The sequence below is a fragment of the Exiguobacterium sp. SH3S1 genome (assembly GCF_004337105.1).
In the GTDB taxonomy this organism is placed as follows: Bacteria; Bacillota; Bacilli; order Exiguobacteriales; family Exiguobacteriaceae; genus Exiguobacterium; species Exiguobacterium aurantiacum_A.
This window is the reverse complement of the sequence record NZ_SJUW01000006.1, coordinates 127,041-140,049: the sequence shown is the minus strand read 5'-3', so window position 1 is coordinate 140,049 and position 13,009 is coordinate 127,041. Positions and strand designations below refer to the sequence as shown.

Genomic DNA, 13,009 nt, shown 5'->3' with positions numbered 1-13,009 from the left:
CTCCTTTCAGTTCCATTATTTTCTACCTAACCGCTTAAACGCTTTTATGCATGAAAGTATGTCAGTGATGTTCTTTACTATACCTACTTCTCTTTTCCCTGTCAAACGTCTTTTTATGGTAAAGTAAACGCTCGAGGGTGACCTCCGGAGTTCGTAACCTCCTCCGACATCAAAACTAGCGAAAAAGGAAGTGTGCACGTTGCAACACGAAAAAGCATTGGTCGTCTTCAGTGGCGGTCAAGATTCAACCACTTGCCTGTTTTGGGCAAAACAACAATTCTCTCATGTGGAAGCCGTGACGTTCGCCTACGGGCAGCGCCATGACGCGGAAATCGAGGTCGCGAAAGAGATTGCGGCCGAACTCGATGTCCCGCACCACATCCTCGATTTGTCCTTACTCGGACAACTCACCTCAAACGCGTTGACGAGACATGATCTCGACATCGACAATGCGGACGTCCCAAATACGTTCGTCGATGGACGCAACCATTTATTCTTATCCTTTGCGGCCGTCATGGCCAAACAACTCGGTATGCATCACATCATCACCGGCGTCTGTGAAACCGACTTCTCGGGCTACCCGGACTGTCGCGACCAATTCGTCAAATCATTGAACGTGACGCTCAACTTGGCGATGGACTACCCGTTCGTCATCGATACGCCGCTCATGTGGCTCGATAAAAAGCAGACGTGGGAACTCGCGGACCGGCTCGGTGCGTTCGACTTCATCAAAGAGCGGACCCTTACCTGCTATAACGGTGTGCTCGGTTCAGGCTGCGGCGAATGTCCGGCGTGTGTGCTCCGTCAAAACGGGCTCGCTGCATACGAGGAGGTACGCGTATGAAACACGCCCCATTCCTCGCCCCGACGAGCGTCGAGGCTAAACAAGACGGCTCGCTCATCTACTGCCCGCACCGCGTCCAAATCGTCAAAGAAGTGACGTTCGATGCGGCCCATCACTTGTTTGATTACGATGGGAAGTGCCGAGCGCTCCACGGACATACGTACAAACTTCAAATGGGGATCAGCGGTTTCCTCGATAATCGCGGGATGACGCTCGACTTCGGTGACTTGAAAGCCATCTTTAAAGAAGAGCTCGAACCGTATCTCGACCACCGCTATTTAAATGAGTCCCTTCCATATATGAATACGACAGCAGAAAACATGTGCTATTGGATTTTCGATCAGCTCGCTAAGCACTTGCCTGACGAACGCGACGTCCGCGTCGAATTCGTCCGCCTTTATGAGACACCGACGTCATACGCCGAGTTCCGACGTGAATGGCTGGTGGACGAATGAAGATCCCTGTCCTCGAAGTGTTCGGACCGACGTTTCAAGGTGAAGGCCGTGCCATCGGACAGAAGACGATGTTCGTCCGGACCGCCGGTTGCGATTATCGCTGCGCCTGGTGCGACTCCGCCTTCACCTGGGACGGTTCGGAAAAACCCGACATGCTGACGGCTGATGACATCATCGTGCGTCTCGACGTGCTCGGAATGTACGACTACGTCACGATCTCAGGCGGCAACCCGCTCCTCATCGCCGGTATGAAAGATTTGGTCGAAAAGTTGAAGGCGCGCGGCGTCAAGCTCGCCGTCGAGACACAAGGTAGCCGGTATCAAGACTGGCTCCAAGACATCGACGACGTGACGCTCAGCCCGAAACCACCGTCGTCCGGCATGACGACCGATTGGGAAAAACTCGACGCCATCGTCGAACGGCTGCGTCCCGAACAGACGACGTTCAAAATCGCCGTGTTCGACGAAGTCGATCTCGCCTATGCGAAAGACGTCCAAACCCGCTACACCCCGGACGTCATGTACTTGTCGGCCGGCAACCCTGAGCCCGGGGCGGACGGTGACATCACCGACGCGCAGCTCAGACGTTTGAAAGAGTTGTGGGAAGACGTCGCGCGTGACCCGTCATGGCAAAGCGTCCGTGTCTTGCCGCAGCTACACACATTACTGTACGCCAACGAACGTGGCGTCTAAGGAGAAGATATCTATGAGACCAGAAGACTTACAAGACTTGTCGCTCCTCGGCCAGAAGAGCGTCCCATACATTTTTGAATACGCCCCAGACGTGCTCGAGGCGTTCCCGAACCGGCATCCGGAAAACGATTATTTCGTGAAGTTCAACGCACCGGAATTCACATCGCTCTGTCCGATCACGAATCAGCCGGACTTTGCGACGATCTACATCTCGTACATCCCGGACGAGAAACTCGTCGAGTCGAAGTCACTCAAGCTTTATTTATTCAGCTTCCGTAACCACGGCGACTTCCACGAAAACTGCATCAACGTCATCGGGAAAGATCTCGTCAAGCTGATGGAACCGCGCTACCTTGAAGTGTGGGGCAAGTTCACGCCCCGCGGCGGCATCTCGATCGACCCGTACTACAACTACGGCAAGCCGGGCACGAAGTACGAGCAAATGGCCGAACATCGCCTGTTCAACCACGACTTGTACCCTGAGACGGTCGACAACCGTTAAGCAAAAAGTAGGCGCTCATCCAATTGAGCGCCTACTTCTTTTTGTAACGATTGATTTGTTGCTTGATCGGTTCGCGGAACACGGTCGCGACGAGTGTCAACACGACAAAGACGAAGAGTGCGAGGATGACCAGCTTCATATCCCCGCTCGCGAGGCTACTACCGAGAAAATTATTAGCGAACGCCCCTGGAATCATACCGACCGAGGTCGCGAAGACATAAGCCGGGAGTCGCACTTTCGCCAAACCTGAGGCATAACTGACCAAATCAAAGTTGACGAGCGGGATCAATCGTAAGATCAAGACGTAAAAGAATCCGTCTTCTTCGATTTTGTGCTGAATCTTCTCATAATCGCTCGATTCGAAATGGCGCAGAAACCGGTCCCCGAAGCGAACCGCTACATAATAAGCGACGAGTGCGCTGAGCGTGGCGCCGATGACCGTATAGACGACACCGGGCAGCGTCCCGAACGCCAACCCGCCCGCAACCGACAAGACGGACGTCGGAAATAAAATCAACGGGCGAACGGTGAACAATAAAATATAAATGAGCGGGGCGAGCCAACCGAATTGAACGATATAATCTCGGATCTCCCCCGGTCGCAAGTCGATCCACTGATAGAGAAACGTCGCTGTCCCGAATACGAGCAAAACGACGGCAATGACCCATTGTGTTTTCCACTTGTTCATCGGTCGACCTCCCCTCTTTCTTTCATCATATCGCCTCACCTCGAAAAAGTAACGCCTTCCTTTTTTTAGGAATCACAGTGTGGTACGGTTAGAAAAAGCAGAAGGAGGAATCCCAATGTACCTGGCAGATGCCATCAAATTGAAACACCTGCTCTTGAAGCAGATTGATAAGTTGTTACAAGAAGTCGAACGGGTCGCGTTCATCGAGCTCGAGAAGGATGAGCCGCTCCCGACGATCCAATCCCGCTCGCTCGAGGATATCGAGGTCGAGCTCCAATCGATTCGGACCGACATGCGTCGTCTCGACCGCCTTGTCTGTGAAGCGCACTTGCATACCGTCATCGAGACGAACGATGGACCGCTCCCGCTCGTCGAGGCGATTGAGTTCGCCGTTCAGTTGCGAGCTCAGGCTCGGATGTATCAAGACTTGGCCGAACGTCCGAAACGCGAATTTCAATCGGGTCACGGTGAAGGCACTTCTGTCATCAAGCACGCGCTTTATGATCCGGAACTGTACCGTCTGAAGGCGCTCGACGTCGAGAAACGGGCCAACCGTATCTCAAGCGCTATCGATGCGGCCAATCACCGGACCGAAATCGATTTTGATGCGAGCCGATATATGTAAGTTGTAAAACGCGCCGGGACCTTCCCGGCGCGTTTTACATGTGATGATGGTCGTTATGATGATTGTGGTGGTCATGATGGTGCGAACCAGAACGACGTCTCGGCGCCGGCTCATCGGCGAACTTCTCCCCGTCTAAAATGCCGAGCCGCTTGTATTGGCGGTCGACCCGCTCCTTCGTCCCATCGTTCACATGCGGCGACTCCATAACCAACTGATAGCTGCCGAGTGCGACCCGGAACGGCTCCATGTATGTCCGATCGACCGGGAACGACGCCACGTCCCGCAAATAATCCGCGAGCCGGTTCGCCGCCTCGTCGTCCGGATGGTCGGCGAGCTCCGTCGCGAAGCGTTGCATATCTTTCAATAGACCCTTCGTCTTCGTCACTTGGCGAATCATGCTTATAATAGCGATTATAATCACGGTTAGAATGCCGATAATAAAAATCGGGAAAATACTGAACATCCCACTAAAAAACGAATCTCCCATCCCTGTCGAATCGATGTATATTTCTTCCCCGAATGCAAACGTATGGACCATGATGTCTCCCCCTTTTTTCTATAATACGAACGTGATTCCATTTGGTTTCATCTTCACGAAAAAGCCGTGGCATGCGCCACGGCTCATCGGTCAGTTCAATTGTTTCTCCATCATGATGCGCGGTGCGCCATCTTCCGTGTACGCCCCCATGATGTCGTAGCCGCACAACAGGTTCAAAATGATAACGCCTTTGTTCGTGTTGCGCGCTTTCGTCCGAATCGAGTGGAACCCTTGCGCTTTCACCCATTCGAGTTGCGTATCCATCAACTTGCGGCCGATCCCGTACTTTTGAAACTCAGGATGCACGCCGCCGGCCCAGCTATAGAAGCGATATGGCTCAGCCTCATAGCCGATCTTGAATCCGACGGGCCGGTCGTCAGAAAATGCGAGTAACACGAGCGGGTTGGCATGGCGGTACAGTCGTTCTTTAAAACGAAGTTGGTCGATGTCGCCGTACAGATGGCGATACAGGTTGAAGAATTCCTCTTCAAACTCGTTAAAGTTCGTCGTCACATCTTTCACGATAAATGAACTGGTCGTACTCATCTTTCCATCCCCTTTCGAAATATGGACAAGTTACTCGTACGCCTGTTTATTTCGCCATCTACTCGGATTTTCCTGTTTCTCGCTCAAATGCGTTCAAACCTTTTTGTTTGTACACCCCGAGCGAACGTTTCGGGAGGCTCCGTACCATCCAGTTTTTGAACACACGTTGTTTGTCCTCGATCGATAGTCCGTATCCTTCCGTCACGATATGACGGGCCCGCGTCGTCACGTCATAGAGCGAGATGGCGGCAGCGACCGAGATATTTAAACTTTGGACATAACCTTGCATCGGGATGACGTAATTCCCGTCCGCTTTCGCGAGTGCCTGCTCCGACACACCGTGATGCTCGTTCCCGAACAAGAGCACGGTCGGTTTTGACACGTCGACGTCTTCGAGCGGGATCGCCTCTTCGCTGAGCGCCGTCGCGAGTATTTGATAGCCGTCCGCTTTCAACTGATCGATCGCTTCCTCAATTGAAGCGTGTTCGACGACGTCGACCCAGCGATCGGCACTCTTGGCGATAATCGAGTTCGGTTTGAACTTGGCCCGTCCCTCGACGACGTGCAGCGTCTGCACACCGAACGCGTCCGCCGAACGCAATACGGCCGACTGATTGTGCGGATCGTCAACGCCCTCGGTCAATACCGTGATGTGATTCGTCCGCGTGTTCAATACGTCTTGCATCCGCTTGACGCGGTCTGGCATGAGCATCGAGAACAAGAGCCGATCCTCTTCTTTCATCACGCCCGTTCGTAACAACTCTTCAAGCAACGTGGCCTGCTCTTCTTGTGACAATGCTGATGTCGTCTGTCTCCATCCCATTCTTCTCGCCCCTTTCAACCTCTAGTATTTTAGCGGGATTCGTTTCGACTGACAAGCGACGTCGTAAAACAGCGTATTTTCATCCTTCCATGAAAATTTATGAATTTTAGGAAACCGGTTGCACAAATTTATGCAATCGATTACAATCATTAATGCAAGCGGTTGCATCAGCAGCCGTTCTTAACAGAGAAAAAGTTCCGAACAGGAAGGAAGCGGATAGCATGAAACAGCTCATCTCATTTGATTTTTGGCAAAAGCTCGGTAAGGCCTTGATGGTCGTTATCGCCGTTATGCCGGCAGCAGGACTCATGATCTCGATCGGTAAATTGATCGGCATGTCAGCCGGAGACGTCGGGATCCTCCTGACGACGGCACGCATCATCGAAGACTTAGGTTGGGGCATCATCGTCAACTTACATATCTTGTTCGCGGTCGCCATCGGTGGCTCGTGGGCGAAAGACAAGGCCGGTGGTGCGTTCGCCGCACTGATCGCCTTCATTTTGATCAACCGTGTCACAGGCGCCATCTTTAACGTCAACGGCGCCATGCTCCAAGACCCGGAAGCGACAGTCCAATCCCTCTTTGGGGCCGACCTCGTCGTCGCTGACTACTTTACATCTGTCCTCGGTTCACCTGCCCTGAACATGGGTGTGTTCGTCGGGATCATCGCCGGTTTCCTTGGTGGTGCACTTTATAACCGATTCTACAATTTCAGTAAATTACCGAACGCCTTGTCGTTCTTCAACGGGAAGCGGTTCGTCCCGTTCGTCGTCATCCTCGGTTCGGTCGTCGCGGCGATCGCGCTGTCGATCATCTGGCCAACGATTCAAGGGGCACTCAACAGCTTCGGCCAATGGATCGCCACGTCACGTGACACGGCACCGATCCTTGCGCCGTTCATCTACGGTGCGCTCGAACGTCTGTTGTTACCGTTCGGTCTTCACCACATGCTCACCGTCCCGATGAACTACACGGAGCTCGGGGGCACGTACACGATTTTAACGGGCGCGACAGCTGGTTCAGTCGTCGCCGGTCAAGATCCGCTTTGGTTAGCTTGGGTGACGGACCTCGTCAACCTTCGCGCCGCTGGCGATACAGCTGCTTACAACACGCTGCTCGCTGACGTCGTACCGGCCCGTTTCAAAGTCGGTCAAGTCATCTTGTCGTTCGCCGCGCTCATCGGTGCCGCTTATGCGATGTACCGTAACGTCGACGAGGACAAGAAAGCCCAGTACAAACCGATGTTCCTCTCGGCCGGTCTCGCCGTCTTCTTGACGGGTGTCACTGAGCCGATCGAGTTCATGTTCATGTTCGTCGCTCCAGTCCTTTACGTCATGTATGCACTCATGGCCGGTGCCGCCTTCGCCTTGGCGGACATTATCGACCTTCGTGTCCACGCGTTCGGTGCGATCGAGCTATTGACGCGGATCCCGATGATCATCAAAGCCGGACTCCTGCAAGACTTGATCAACTTCTTCCTCGTCTCGGCTGCGTTCTTCTTCATCAACTTCGGAGTGTTCAACTTCTTCATCAAGAAGATGAACTTGCCGACGCCTGGACGCAACGGCAACTATATGGAAGAAGCGACAGAGCAATCGACGGTGACCGGCAACGAGCAGGTCATGGGGATTATCGCGCTACTCGGTGGGGAAGATAACATCGAGGACGTCGATGCCTGCATGACACGTCTTCGTGTCACAGTGAAAGATATGTCGCTCGTCTCAGAAGAGCGCGAATGGAAAAAGAATGGCGCCATGGGTCTCATCTTGAAAGACCGTGGTGTCCAAGCAATCTACGGCCCGAAAGCCGACGTATTGAAGTCTGACATTCAAGACGTCATCGGTGCATAATCAACAGGCCAGCTCGTGCGAGTTGGCCTGTTTTTTCTAAAGGAGGACTACTGTGAATATTTTGACACTCAACTGTCACGCCTGGTTAGAAGATCGACAACAAGAGAAAATCGACTCGATCGTGGAACGGATCGCGAGCGAGGAGTATGACATCATCGCGCTCCAAGAAGTGAACCAACATAAAGAAGCGCCGCTGATTGACGGTCTCATCCGTGAAAACAACTTTGCCCACGTCCTCGTTGAAAAACTCCGTGAGCAAGGGGTCGCCTATTACATGACATGGGATTTCGCCCATTACGGCTATGATATCTACGAAGAAGGCGTCGCGATCTTATCGCGGACACCGTTCGTCTCGACCGAATCGTTCTTTGTCTCCCAAACGACCGACCCGAACGATTACAAGTCTAGAAAAATCGTCAAAGCCGTCGTCAGCGGAACGGACGAACCGACAGCCGTCTACTCGTGCCATCTCGGTTGGTGGCATGATGCAGACGAACCGGCTCGTCACCAGCTCGATGAACTGCTTCGCCGCGTCGAAGATGACGACCGGGCTCTCCTGCTCGGCGACTTCAACAACGACGCGTTTCTGCGCGGTGAAGGCTACGACTATTTGATCGACCACGGTCTTCAAGACTTGTTCTTTCTCGCAGCCGAGCGCGAAGGCGATGCGACCGTCCAAGGCAAAATCGCCGGTTGGGACGAGAACAAGCAGGCGCTTCGCATCGACTTGATGTTGACGAACGCCCCGATCCACGTTTCGCGCCACGCCGTCGTCTTTGACGGCGACAACGGACCAATCGTGTCAGACCATGCCGGTGTCGAAGCGACCGCGTTTTGGCGATGAGACAACCCCTTTCTTTCCGAACTGGAGAGAAAGGGGTTTTGCTTTGTCAAAAAATCCTGTATGTTGGAAACGACTGATGTCTAACAACCTTTGAACGAAAGAAGTGATTGCATCTTGACGACCACCCCATCGCTCAGTCGCAACGACTGGACGCTCATCTTATCACTGGCGCTGCTCACGTTCGTGCTCGGCACGAGTGAGTTCGTCATTGTCGGAATTTTACCCGATATCGCGGATGGACTGACCATCTCGATTGCCACCGCCGGGACGCTCGTGTCCGCCTTCGCCATCAGCTTTGCTATCGGCACCCCGCTCATGATGTCGTTCACGAGCCATTTGCCGAAACGAAGACTTATGCTCGGACTCACGCTCGGCTTCATCGTGCTCAATTTCTTGAGCAGCCAAGCACCGAACTACGGTCTTCTGCTGTCGACACGCATGGTGACCGCGGTCGTGACCGGTGTGCTCATCTCGCTCGCCATGCTCGTCGCCAGTGAATCGGTACCGCCGACGAAGCGCGGCATCGCCGTCTCGTTCATCTTCGGCGGCTTCACGATGGCGAACGTGTTCGGTGTTCCACTCGGGACGTTCATCGGGCAACGCGCGGGCTGGGAAGCGACGTTCTTCATGACGACCGCACTCGGTATCGTCGCCTTGTTCGCGGTCTACCGCGTCGTCCCCAACCAGTTATCGAGCGCGAAGACGTCGATCTCTGACCAGCTCCGGCTCTTAACGAATCCGCGTATTTTGATCGCCTTCTTCATCCCGGCTTTCGGATTCGGTGCGACGTACGTCGTCTATACGTATCTCGTCCCGATCTTAAAAGGCGTGCTTGGCGTCCCGGTCGCATGGGTCAGTCCGATCCTGCTCGCCTACGGTTTCATCTCGATCTTCAGCAACATGGCGGCCGGGAAAATCGCGAGCCATAACCCGATCGGTCGGCTCCGGTTCGTCTTTCTCATCCAAGCGGTCGTGCTCGCGGCGCTTTATGTGACGACGTCGAACGTGACGCTCGGTCTCATCAACATCGCCCTCATGTCGTTCATGGCGATTCTGCTCACGACGTCGACGCAAATTTATTTGATCGACTTGGCCGAGAAGTTCAACCCAGATGCGAAAGGACTCGCCTCGTCACTCATGCCGGTCGCGAGCAACGTCGGCATCGGTATGGGGTCTGCTCTTGGTGGTCTCGTCTATGCGAACGCACCGGTCATGATGCTCGCCCTCGTCGGTGGCGCCGTCGCCTTACTGACCGCTGCCTTGACGTCGCTTAGTCATCGTCTCGACCAACGCTAAACAGCGTGCCCGAACCCGGGCACGCTGTTTTTTTAAAGCCAATCTACGATTTGATCAATCGTCTCATCAAGTTGTTCTCTTGCGCTGAGCGGGCTGTCGTTATCCCCGTCTTGCGGCCCGTACATCCCAAAGTTGGCATGATTGCCACCTTCGATCTGATGGAACGTGGCGTCACTCGGCACGCTGTCACGGCTCGTCTCGATATCGCTCGGTGTCGCCAGACCATCCAATTCACCCGAGATCGACAAGACGCGCAAGTCGCTATCCGTCATCGCGCTGATCGGATACGAGGCGAGGAAGATGACCCCGTCGACTTTATCTTCGTTTTCGAGCGCATAGCCCGAGGCGGCCGAACCGCCAAGCGAGTGACCGGCGACGTACCAACGCTCGATATCGGGATGTGCCTCGATGATTGTTTCCGCCGCATCGATATCTAGGATGCCGAGGTTCAAGCGAAGCGACGGGATGGCGACAAAGTGCCCTGCTTCCGCCAATCGGGTCCCGTAATAGGCGTACGCCTCTTTATCGACTTTTGCACCCGGATACAAGATAATCCCGACCTCACGCCTCCGGTCTCCGAACTCTAGTCGGTTGTCGACCTGTTCAGCTTCAGCCGCATAGCCAAGCGCTTCATCCGTCGGTCCGTATGTCATTTGCGTCCAAACGACGAAGCCGATCACGGCGACAAGGATGACGGCAAGCAACGACAGTCCGATCCACTTCAGTTTTCTCTTCATTATATACCTCCATTTGCATCCACTTCGTCGTCACGGTACACTAATAGTAAAAAAGGGAAATATCAGGGGGACACCATGACGAAAAGTTCTGTAACCACGACGATTCAGTGGTTTATTTTTATTTTAGCTACCAACATTGTACCACCGCTCGCCATCGCCGCCCTATTTGAACTGTCGCCGGCCGAGACGATGACGTTCATTTCGCGCTCGCTGTTCATCTTCGCACTGTTCAGCATCATCCAGACGCTGTTCGGCCACCGTCTGCCGATCTTAGAAGGACCGGCCGGTATTTGGTGGGGCGTGTTCACGCTGTACGCCTCGATCGGTCCTGCCCTCTACGGCAGCGGGCAAGAGACGCTCCAAGCGCTCGGCTTCATGCTGTTCTTGAGCGGTGTGCTCGGCGTGGTCATGACCGTGACCGGACTGTTACGGCGCATGCTGTCGCTGTTCACGCCTCAAGTGCTCGGCGTCTATATGATCCTGCTCGTCCTGCAACTATCCGGTGCCGTCATTAAAGGCGGTTTCGGTGTGAGCGAGGACGGCATCAATATCGTCCAAGCCGTCGCGACAGCCGGGCTCGTCTTGTTCGCGCTCACGCTCGAGCGGAGCCGCTTCAAACAATACGGTCTCGTCATGACGCTTTTCGTCGGGTTCGGGTTGTTCAATCTGCTCGGTCTCGGCAACCCGATCGTTCGTTCTGAGTCGTTCTTCCTCGTACCTGAGCTGTTCCCGTTCGGCGCTTGGGTATGGGATTGGAACTTACTTCCGACCGCGTTCGTCATCACACTTCTACTCATGACGAACGTGCTCGCGAACATCAAATTGATTGAGCGCATCGTCAGTTCACGGACGAAACAACAAGTCGAAGGCCACGTCGCCGCGTCTGGCGTCGTCAGCGGTGTCAGTCAGATGGTCGCTGGTCTGTTTGGAACGCCTGGACCGGTCGCGATTTCTGGGACAGCCGGTTTCTTGTCGTCAACGGAGAGCGTGCACCGTGCCCCTCACCTCGTCGCTCACGGCTTGATGATGGTGCTCGCTTTGATCGGACCGTTCGTGTCGCTCATCGCAAGCATCCCGGCCGCGGTCGGGTACGCCATCGTCACCCCGCTCATCGCGACGATGATCATCATCGGGATTAACGAGGCTGCGTTCGAGTTGAACCAAAAGACGGCGTCGCTCACGGTCGGCCTCCCGCTCGTCATCGGGGCCGGGGCGATGTTGCTCCCGCCTGGAGCGATGAACGATTTACCGCCGCTTCTTGCGACCGTGTTCTCGAACGGTCTCGTCCTCGGGACGGTCGTCTCTTTGACGACCGCCATCCTGAGCCGAATCCACGACTAAAAAAGAACTGACCTCGCGTCTGAGGTCAGTTCTTTTCGGTCACGTGCATATGGAAAGCTTTGTCGTGCGGCAAGACGGCACCGTCTTCCGCCTCGAAGTGTTCGCGGTCCTTGAAGTAAGCCGCAACCGTCAACGTGTCCCGATGAAGGGCACGCTTGAACGCTTGCTCGGCCGTGACCGGTGTTCCGTCATCGTTCTTCAGTTCGAGACCCATCAGCTTGTAGCCGATCGTTTGACCACCACGGCTCATCTGGCACGCCTCGATCGCATAAGAGACGAGTGTTGGTGTGATGACCGCGTGGACGAACTCGCTCTTCACTTTCTTCCGAACGAGCTGTTCGACACCGAAACTAAGGAGCCCGGCAATGACACCGTCGATCAAGACGGCTTTCGTGCGTTTGCTCGTCACTCGCTTCATTGGCTCATTCGCTGCATCATTCCGGACGTCAACACTTCCGTGCCTTGTCCTTCTTCTCCGGCCATGATCAAAGCCCGGGCCACGTGTAACGCTTGGATTGGGGCCGCATTTGGAACTTTTTCGAGCAACAGCGGTTGGAACGGACGGCTTACGACTTCAGCCGCTTTCTCACCGAGCCGGAACGACTCGCGGTCGCCGAGCAAGAGCGACGGGCGGGCGATAATCAAGTGCTCGAACCCGAACACTTTGAGCCCGTTCTCGAGTTCACCTTTCACTCGGTTGTAGAAGAACGGCGAGCGCAATGACGCACCTTGTGCCGAGACAACGGCGTAACGTGTGGCGCCGTGCTGTTTCGCGACACGCGCGACTTCGAGCGGTAACTCGAGGTCGACATGTTTGAACGCCTGACGTGATCCGGCGACGGCAATCGTCGTACCGAGTGCACAGTACACATCGTCAATGTGCGGCAACGTCTCATCCATCTTCTCAAAGCCGACAACTTCATGTAATTTCGGGTGACTCCAACGTTTCGAGCGGCGGACGACGATCCATACCGCGTCATACCGTTCTTGTTCGAGCAACTGCTCGACGAGCTCGCGTCCGATCAAACCGGTCGCGCCGACAACGAGTGCTGTTTTTCCCATTCTAGTTCCCCCTTGTTACGTACTTCTTTCAGTCTAGCTGACTTGCCGTTCATCGGCAACGACTGAGACCAGACACAATCAATCGAAGACGAGATTGCGGCAATTGCAACCCGTTTATGAAAAGACGGCAAAAAGTTCGATTTTTCTGAAACTGCTGTATACTGAA

Annotated in this window: 16 protein-coding genes; 9 read left to right on the top strand and 7 right to left on the bottom strand. The window is 54.4% G+C overall.

Annotation, left to right across the window (positions count from 1 at the left end; genetic code table 11):
• Positions 1–199 precede the first annotated feature (199 nt).
• From queC to queF, 4 genes are read left to right on the top strand one after another with little or no spacing between them, the layout of a single operon-like run.
• The gene (queC, locus tag EVJ26_RS08625) at positions 200–844 is read left to right on the top strand and encodes a 7-cyano-7-deazaguanine synthase QueC (RefSeq protein ID WP_035386372.1); all 645 of its coding nucleotides are present in this window, start codon (positions 200–202) and stop codon (positions 842–844) included.
• Complete coding sequence (gene queD / locus EVJ26_RS08620; protein WP_131457904.1) at positions 841–1,299, top strand: 6-carboxytetrahydropterin synthase QueD; 459 nt, start codon at positions 841–843, stop codon at positions 1,297–1,299. The genes queC and queD overlap by 4 nt, the downstream gene beginning before the upstream one ends.
• Positions 1,296–1,991 carry a 7-carboxy-7-deazaguanine synthase QueE gene (gene queE / locus EVJ26_RS08615; protein ID WP_201738352.1) on the top strand — a complete coding sequence of 232 codons (696 nt, stop codon included), beginning with the start codon at positions 1,296–1,298 and terminating at the stop codon, positions 1,989–1,991. Before queD ends, queE begins: the two co-directional genes overlap by 4 nt.
• Before the next feature lie 13 nt (positions 1,992–2,004).
• Positions 2,005–2,493, top strand: coding sequence for a preQ(1) synthase (gene queF, locus EVJ26_RS08610; protein ID WP_070328325.1), 489 nt, complete (start codon positions 2,005–2,007; stop codon positions 2,491–2,493).
• 31 nt (positions 2,494–2,524) lie between these two features.
• Here the strand turns inward: queF and EVJ26_RS08605 are convergent, their stop codons facing one another.
• Positions 2,525–3,181 carry a TVP38/TMEM64 family protein gene (locus tag EVJ26_RS08605; protein WP_131457906.1) on the bottom strand — a complete coding sequence of 219 codons (657 nt, stop codon included), beginning with the start codon at positions 3,179–3,181 and terminating at the stop codon, positions 2,525–2,527.
• A 115-nt stretch (positions 3,182–3,296) separates the two neighbouring features.
• On the opposite strand from EVJ26_RS08605, the gene EVJ26_RS08600 reads away from it, so the two are divergent.
• Positions 3,297–3,806 (top strand): hypothetical protein, encoded by a 510-nt coding sequence (locus tag EVJ26_RS08600; RefSeq protein ID WP_131457907.1) that lies wholly within the window; start codon positions 3,297–3,299, stop codon positions 3,804–3,806.
• A 34-nt stretch (positions 3,807–3,840) separates the two neighbouring features.
• Here EVJ26_RS08600 and EVJ26_RS08595 read toward each other — a convergent pair whose 3' ends face one another.
• The 3 genes from EVJ26_RS08595 to EVJ26_RS08585 all read right to left on the bottom strand — a co-directional run bounded on the left by EVJ26_RS08595 (position 3,841) and on the right by EVJ26_RS08585 (position 5,713).
• Positions 3,841–4,344, bottom strand: a complete 504-nt coding sequence (locus EVJ26_RS08595; protein ID WP_131457908.1) for a hypothetical protein — start codon at positions 4,342–4,344, stop codon at positions 3,841–3,843.
• A gap of 90 nt (positions 4,345–4,434) precedes the next feature.
• A complete protein-coding gene (locus EVJ26_RS08590; RefSeq protein ID WP_236634030.1) occupies positions 4,435–4,890 on the bottom strand; it encodes a GNAT family N-acetyltransferase in 456 nt (151 codons plus the stop codon).
• A gap of 58 nt (positions 4,891–4,948) precedes the next feature.
• The gene (locus EVJ26_RS08585; RefSeq protein ID WP_131457909.1) at positions 4,949–5,713 is read right to left on the bottom strand and encodes a TrmH family RNA methyltransferase; all 765 of its coding nucleotides are present in this window, start codon (positions 5,711–5,713) and stop codon (positions 4,949–4,951) included.
• A gap of 221 nt (positions 5,714–5,934) precedes the next feature.
• On the opposite strand from EVJ26_RS08585, the gene EVJ26_RS08580 reads away from it, so the two are divergent.
• The 3 genes from EVJ26_RS08580 to EVJ26_RS08570 all read left to right on the top strand — a co-directional run bounded on the left by EVJ26_RS08580 (position 5,935) and on the right by EVJ26_RS08570 (position 9,703).
• Positions 5,935–7,563, top strand: coding sequence for a PTS transporter subunit IIBC (locus EVJ26_RS08580; RefSeq protein ID WP_131457910.1), 1,629 nt, complete (start codon positions 5,935–5,937; stop codon positions 7,561–7,563).
• Between the two features lie 52 nt (positions 7,564–7,615).
• Positions 7,616–8,407, top strand: coding sequence for an endonuclease/exonuclease/phosphatase family protein (locus tag EVJ26_RS08575; RefSeq protein WP_070328331.1), 792 nt, complete (start codon positions 7,616–7,618; stop codon positions 8,405–8,407).
• A gap of 114 nt (positions 8,408–8,521) precedes the next feature.
• Positions 8,522–9,703, top strand: coding sequence for an MFS transporter (locus tag EVJ26_RS08570; protein WP_236635539.1), 1,182 nt, complete (start codon positions 8,522–8,524; stop codon positions 9,701–9,703).
• Between the two features lie 32 nt (positions 9,704–9,735).
• Here EVJ26_RS08570 and EVJ26_RS08565 read toward each other — a convergent pair whose 3' ends face one another.
• Entirely contained in the window at positions 9,736–10,440 is a 705-nt protein-coding gene (locus EVJ26_RS08565; RefSeq protein WP_131470264.1) for an alpha/beta hydrolase, read from the bottom strand.
• 75 nt (positions 10,441–10,515) lie between these two features.
• On the opposite strand from EVJ26_RS08565, the gene EVJ26_RS08560 reads away from it, so the two are divergent.
• On the top strand, positions 10,516–11,781 hold the full coding sequence (locus EVJ26_RS08560) for a purine/pyrimidine permease (RefSeq protein ID WP_131457913.1): 1,266 nt from the start codon (positions 10,516–10,518) through the stop codon (positions 11,779–11,781).
• Between the two features lie 25 nt (positions 11,782–11,806).
• Here EVJ26_RS08560 and EVJ26_RS08555 read toward each other — a convergent pair whose 3' ends face one another.
• Together EVJ26_RS08555 and EVJ26_RS08550 are read right to left on the bottom strand one after the other, a co-directional pair.
• On the bottom strand, positions 11,807–12,199 hold the full coding sequence (locus tag EVJ26_RS08555; RefSeq protein WP_131469336.1) for an RDD family protein: 393 nt from the start codon (positions 12,197–12,199) through the stop codon (positions 11,807–11,809).
• Complete coding sequence (locus tag EVJ26_RS08550; protein ID WP_131457915.1) at positions 12,196–12,843, bottom strand: NAD(P)H-binding protein; 648 nt, start codon at positions 12,841–12,843, stop codon at positions 12,196–12,198. The genes EVJ26_RS08555 and EVJ26_RS08550 overlap by 4 nt, the downstream gene beginning before the upstream one ends.
• Positions 12,844–13,009 lie beyond the last annotated feature (166 nt).

What these genes read in the sequence shown, in the direction of transcription:
- queF (WP_070328325.1), top strand. Translation starts at nt 2,005, where the DNA reads ATGAGACCAGAAGACTTACAAGACTTGTCGCTCCTCGGCCAGAAGAGC.
- EVJ26_RS08595 (WP_131457908.1), bottom strand. Translation starts at nt 4,344, where the DNA reads ATGGTCCATACGTTTGCATTCGGGGAAGAAATATACATCGATTCGACA.
- EVJ26_RS08580 (WP_131457910.1), top strand. Translation starts at nt 5,935, where the DNA reads ATGAAACAGCTCATCTCATTTGATTTTTGGCAAAAGCTCGGTAAGGCC.
- EVJ26_RS08565 (WP_131470264.1), bottom strand. Translation starts at nt 10,440, where the DNA reads ATGAAGAGAAAACTGAAGTGGATCGGACTGTCGTTGCTTGCCGTCATC.
- queD (WP_131457904.1), top strand. Translation starts at nt 841, where the DNA reads ATGAAACACGCCCCATTCCTCGCCCCGACGAGCGTCGAGGCTAAACAA.
- EVJ26_RS08560 (WP_131457913.1), top strand. Translation starts at nt 10,516, where the DNA reads ATGACGAAAAGTTCTGTAACCACGACGATTCAGTGGTTTATTTTTATT.
- EVJ26_RS08555 (WP_131469336.1), bottom strand. Translation starts at nt 12,199, where the DNA reads ATGAAGCGAGTGACGAGCAAACGCACGAAAGCCGTCTTGATCGACGGT.
- EVJ26_RS08590 (WP_236634030.1), bottom strand. Translation starts at nt 4,890, where the DNA reads ATGAGTACGACCAGTTCATTTATCGTGAAAGATGTGACGACGAACTTT.
- EVJ26_RS08600 (WP_131457907.1), top strand. Translation starts at nt 3,297, where the DNA reads ATGTACCTGGCAGATGCCATCAAATTGAAACACCTGCTCTTGAAGCAG.
- queE (WP_201738352.1), top strand. Translation starts at nt 1,296, where the DNA reads ATGAAGATCCCTGTCCTCGAAGTGTTCGGACCGACGTTTCAAGGTGAA.
- EVJ26_RS08605 (WP_131457906.1), bottom strand. Translation starts at nt 3,181, where the DNA reads ATGAACAAGTGGAAAACACAATGGGTCATTGCCGTCGTTTTGCTCGTA.
- EVJ26_RS08585 (WP_131457909.1), bottom strand. Translation starts at nt 5,713, where the DNA reads ATGGGATGGAGACAGACGACATCAGCATTGTCACAAGAAGAGCAGGCC.
- EVJ26_RS08550 (WP_131457915.1), bottom strand. Translation starts at nt 12,843, where the DNA reads ATGGGAAAAACAGCACTCGTTGTCGGCGCGACCGGTTTGATCGGACGC.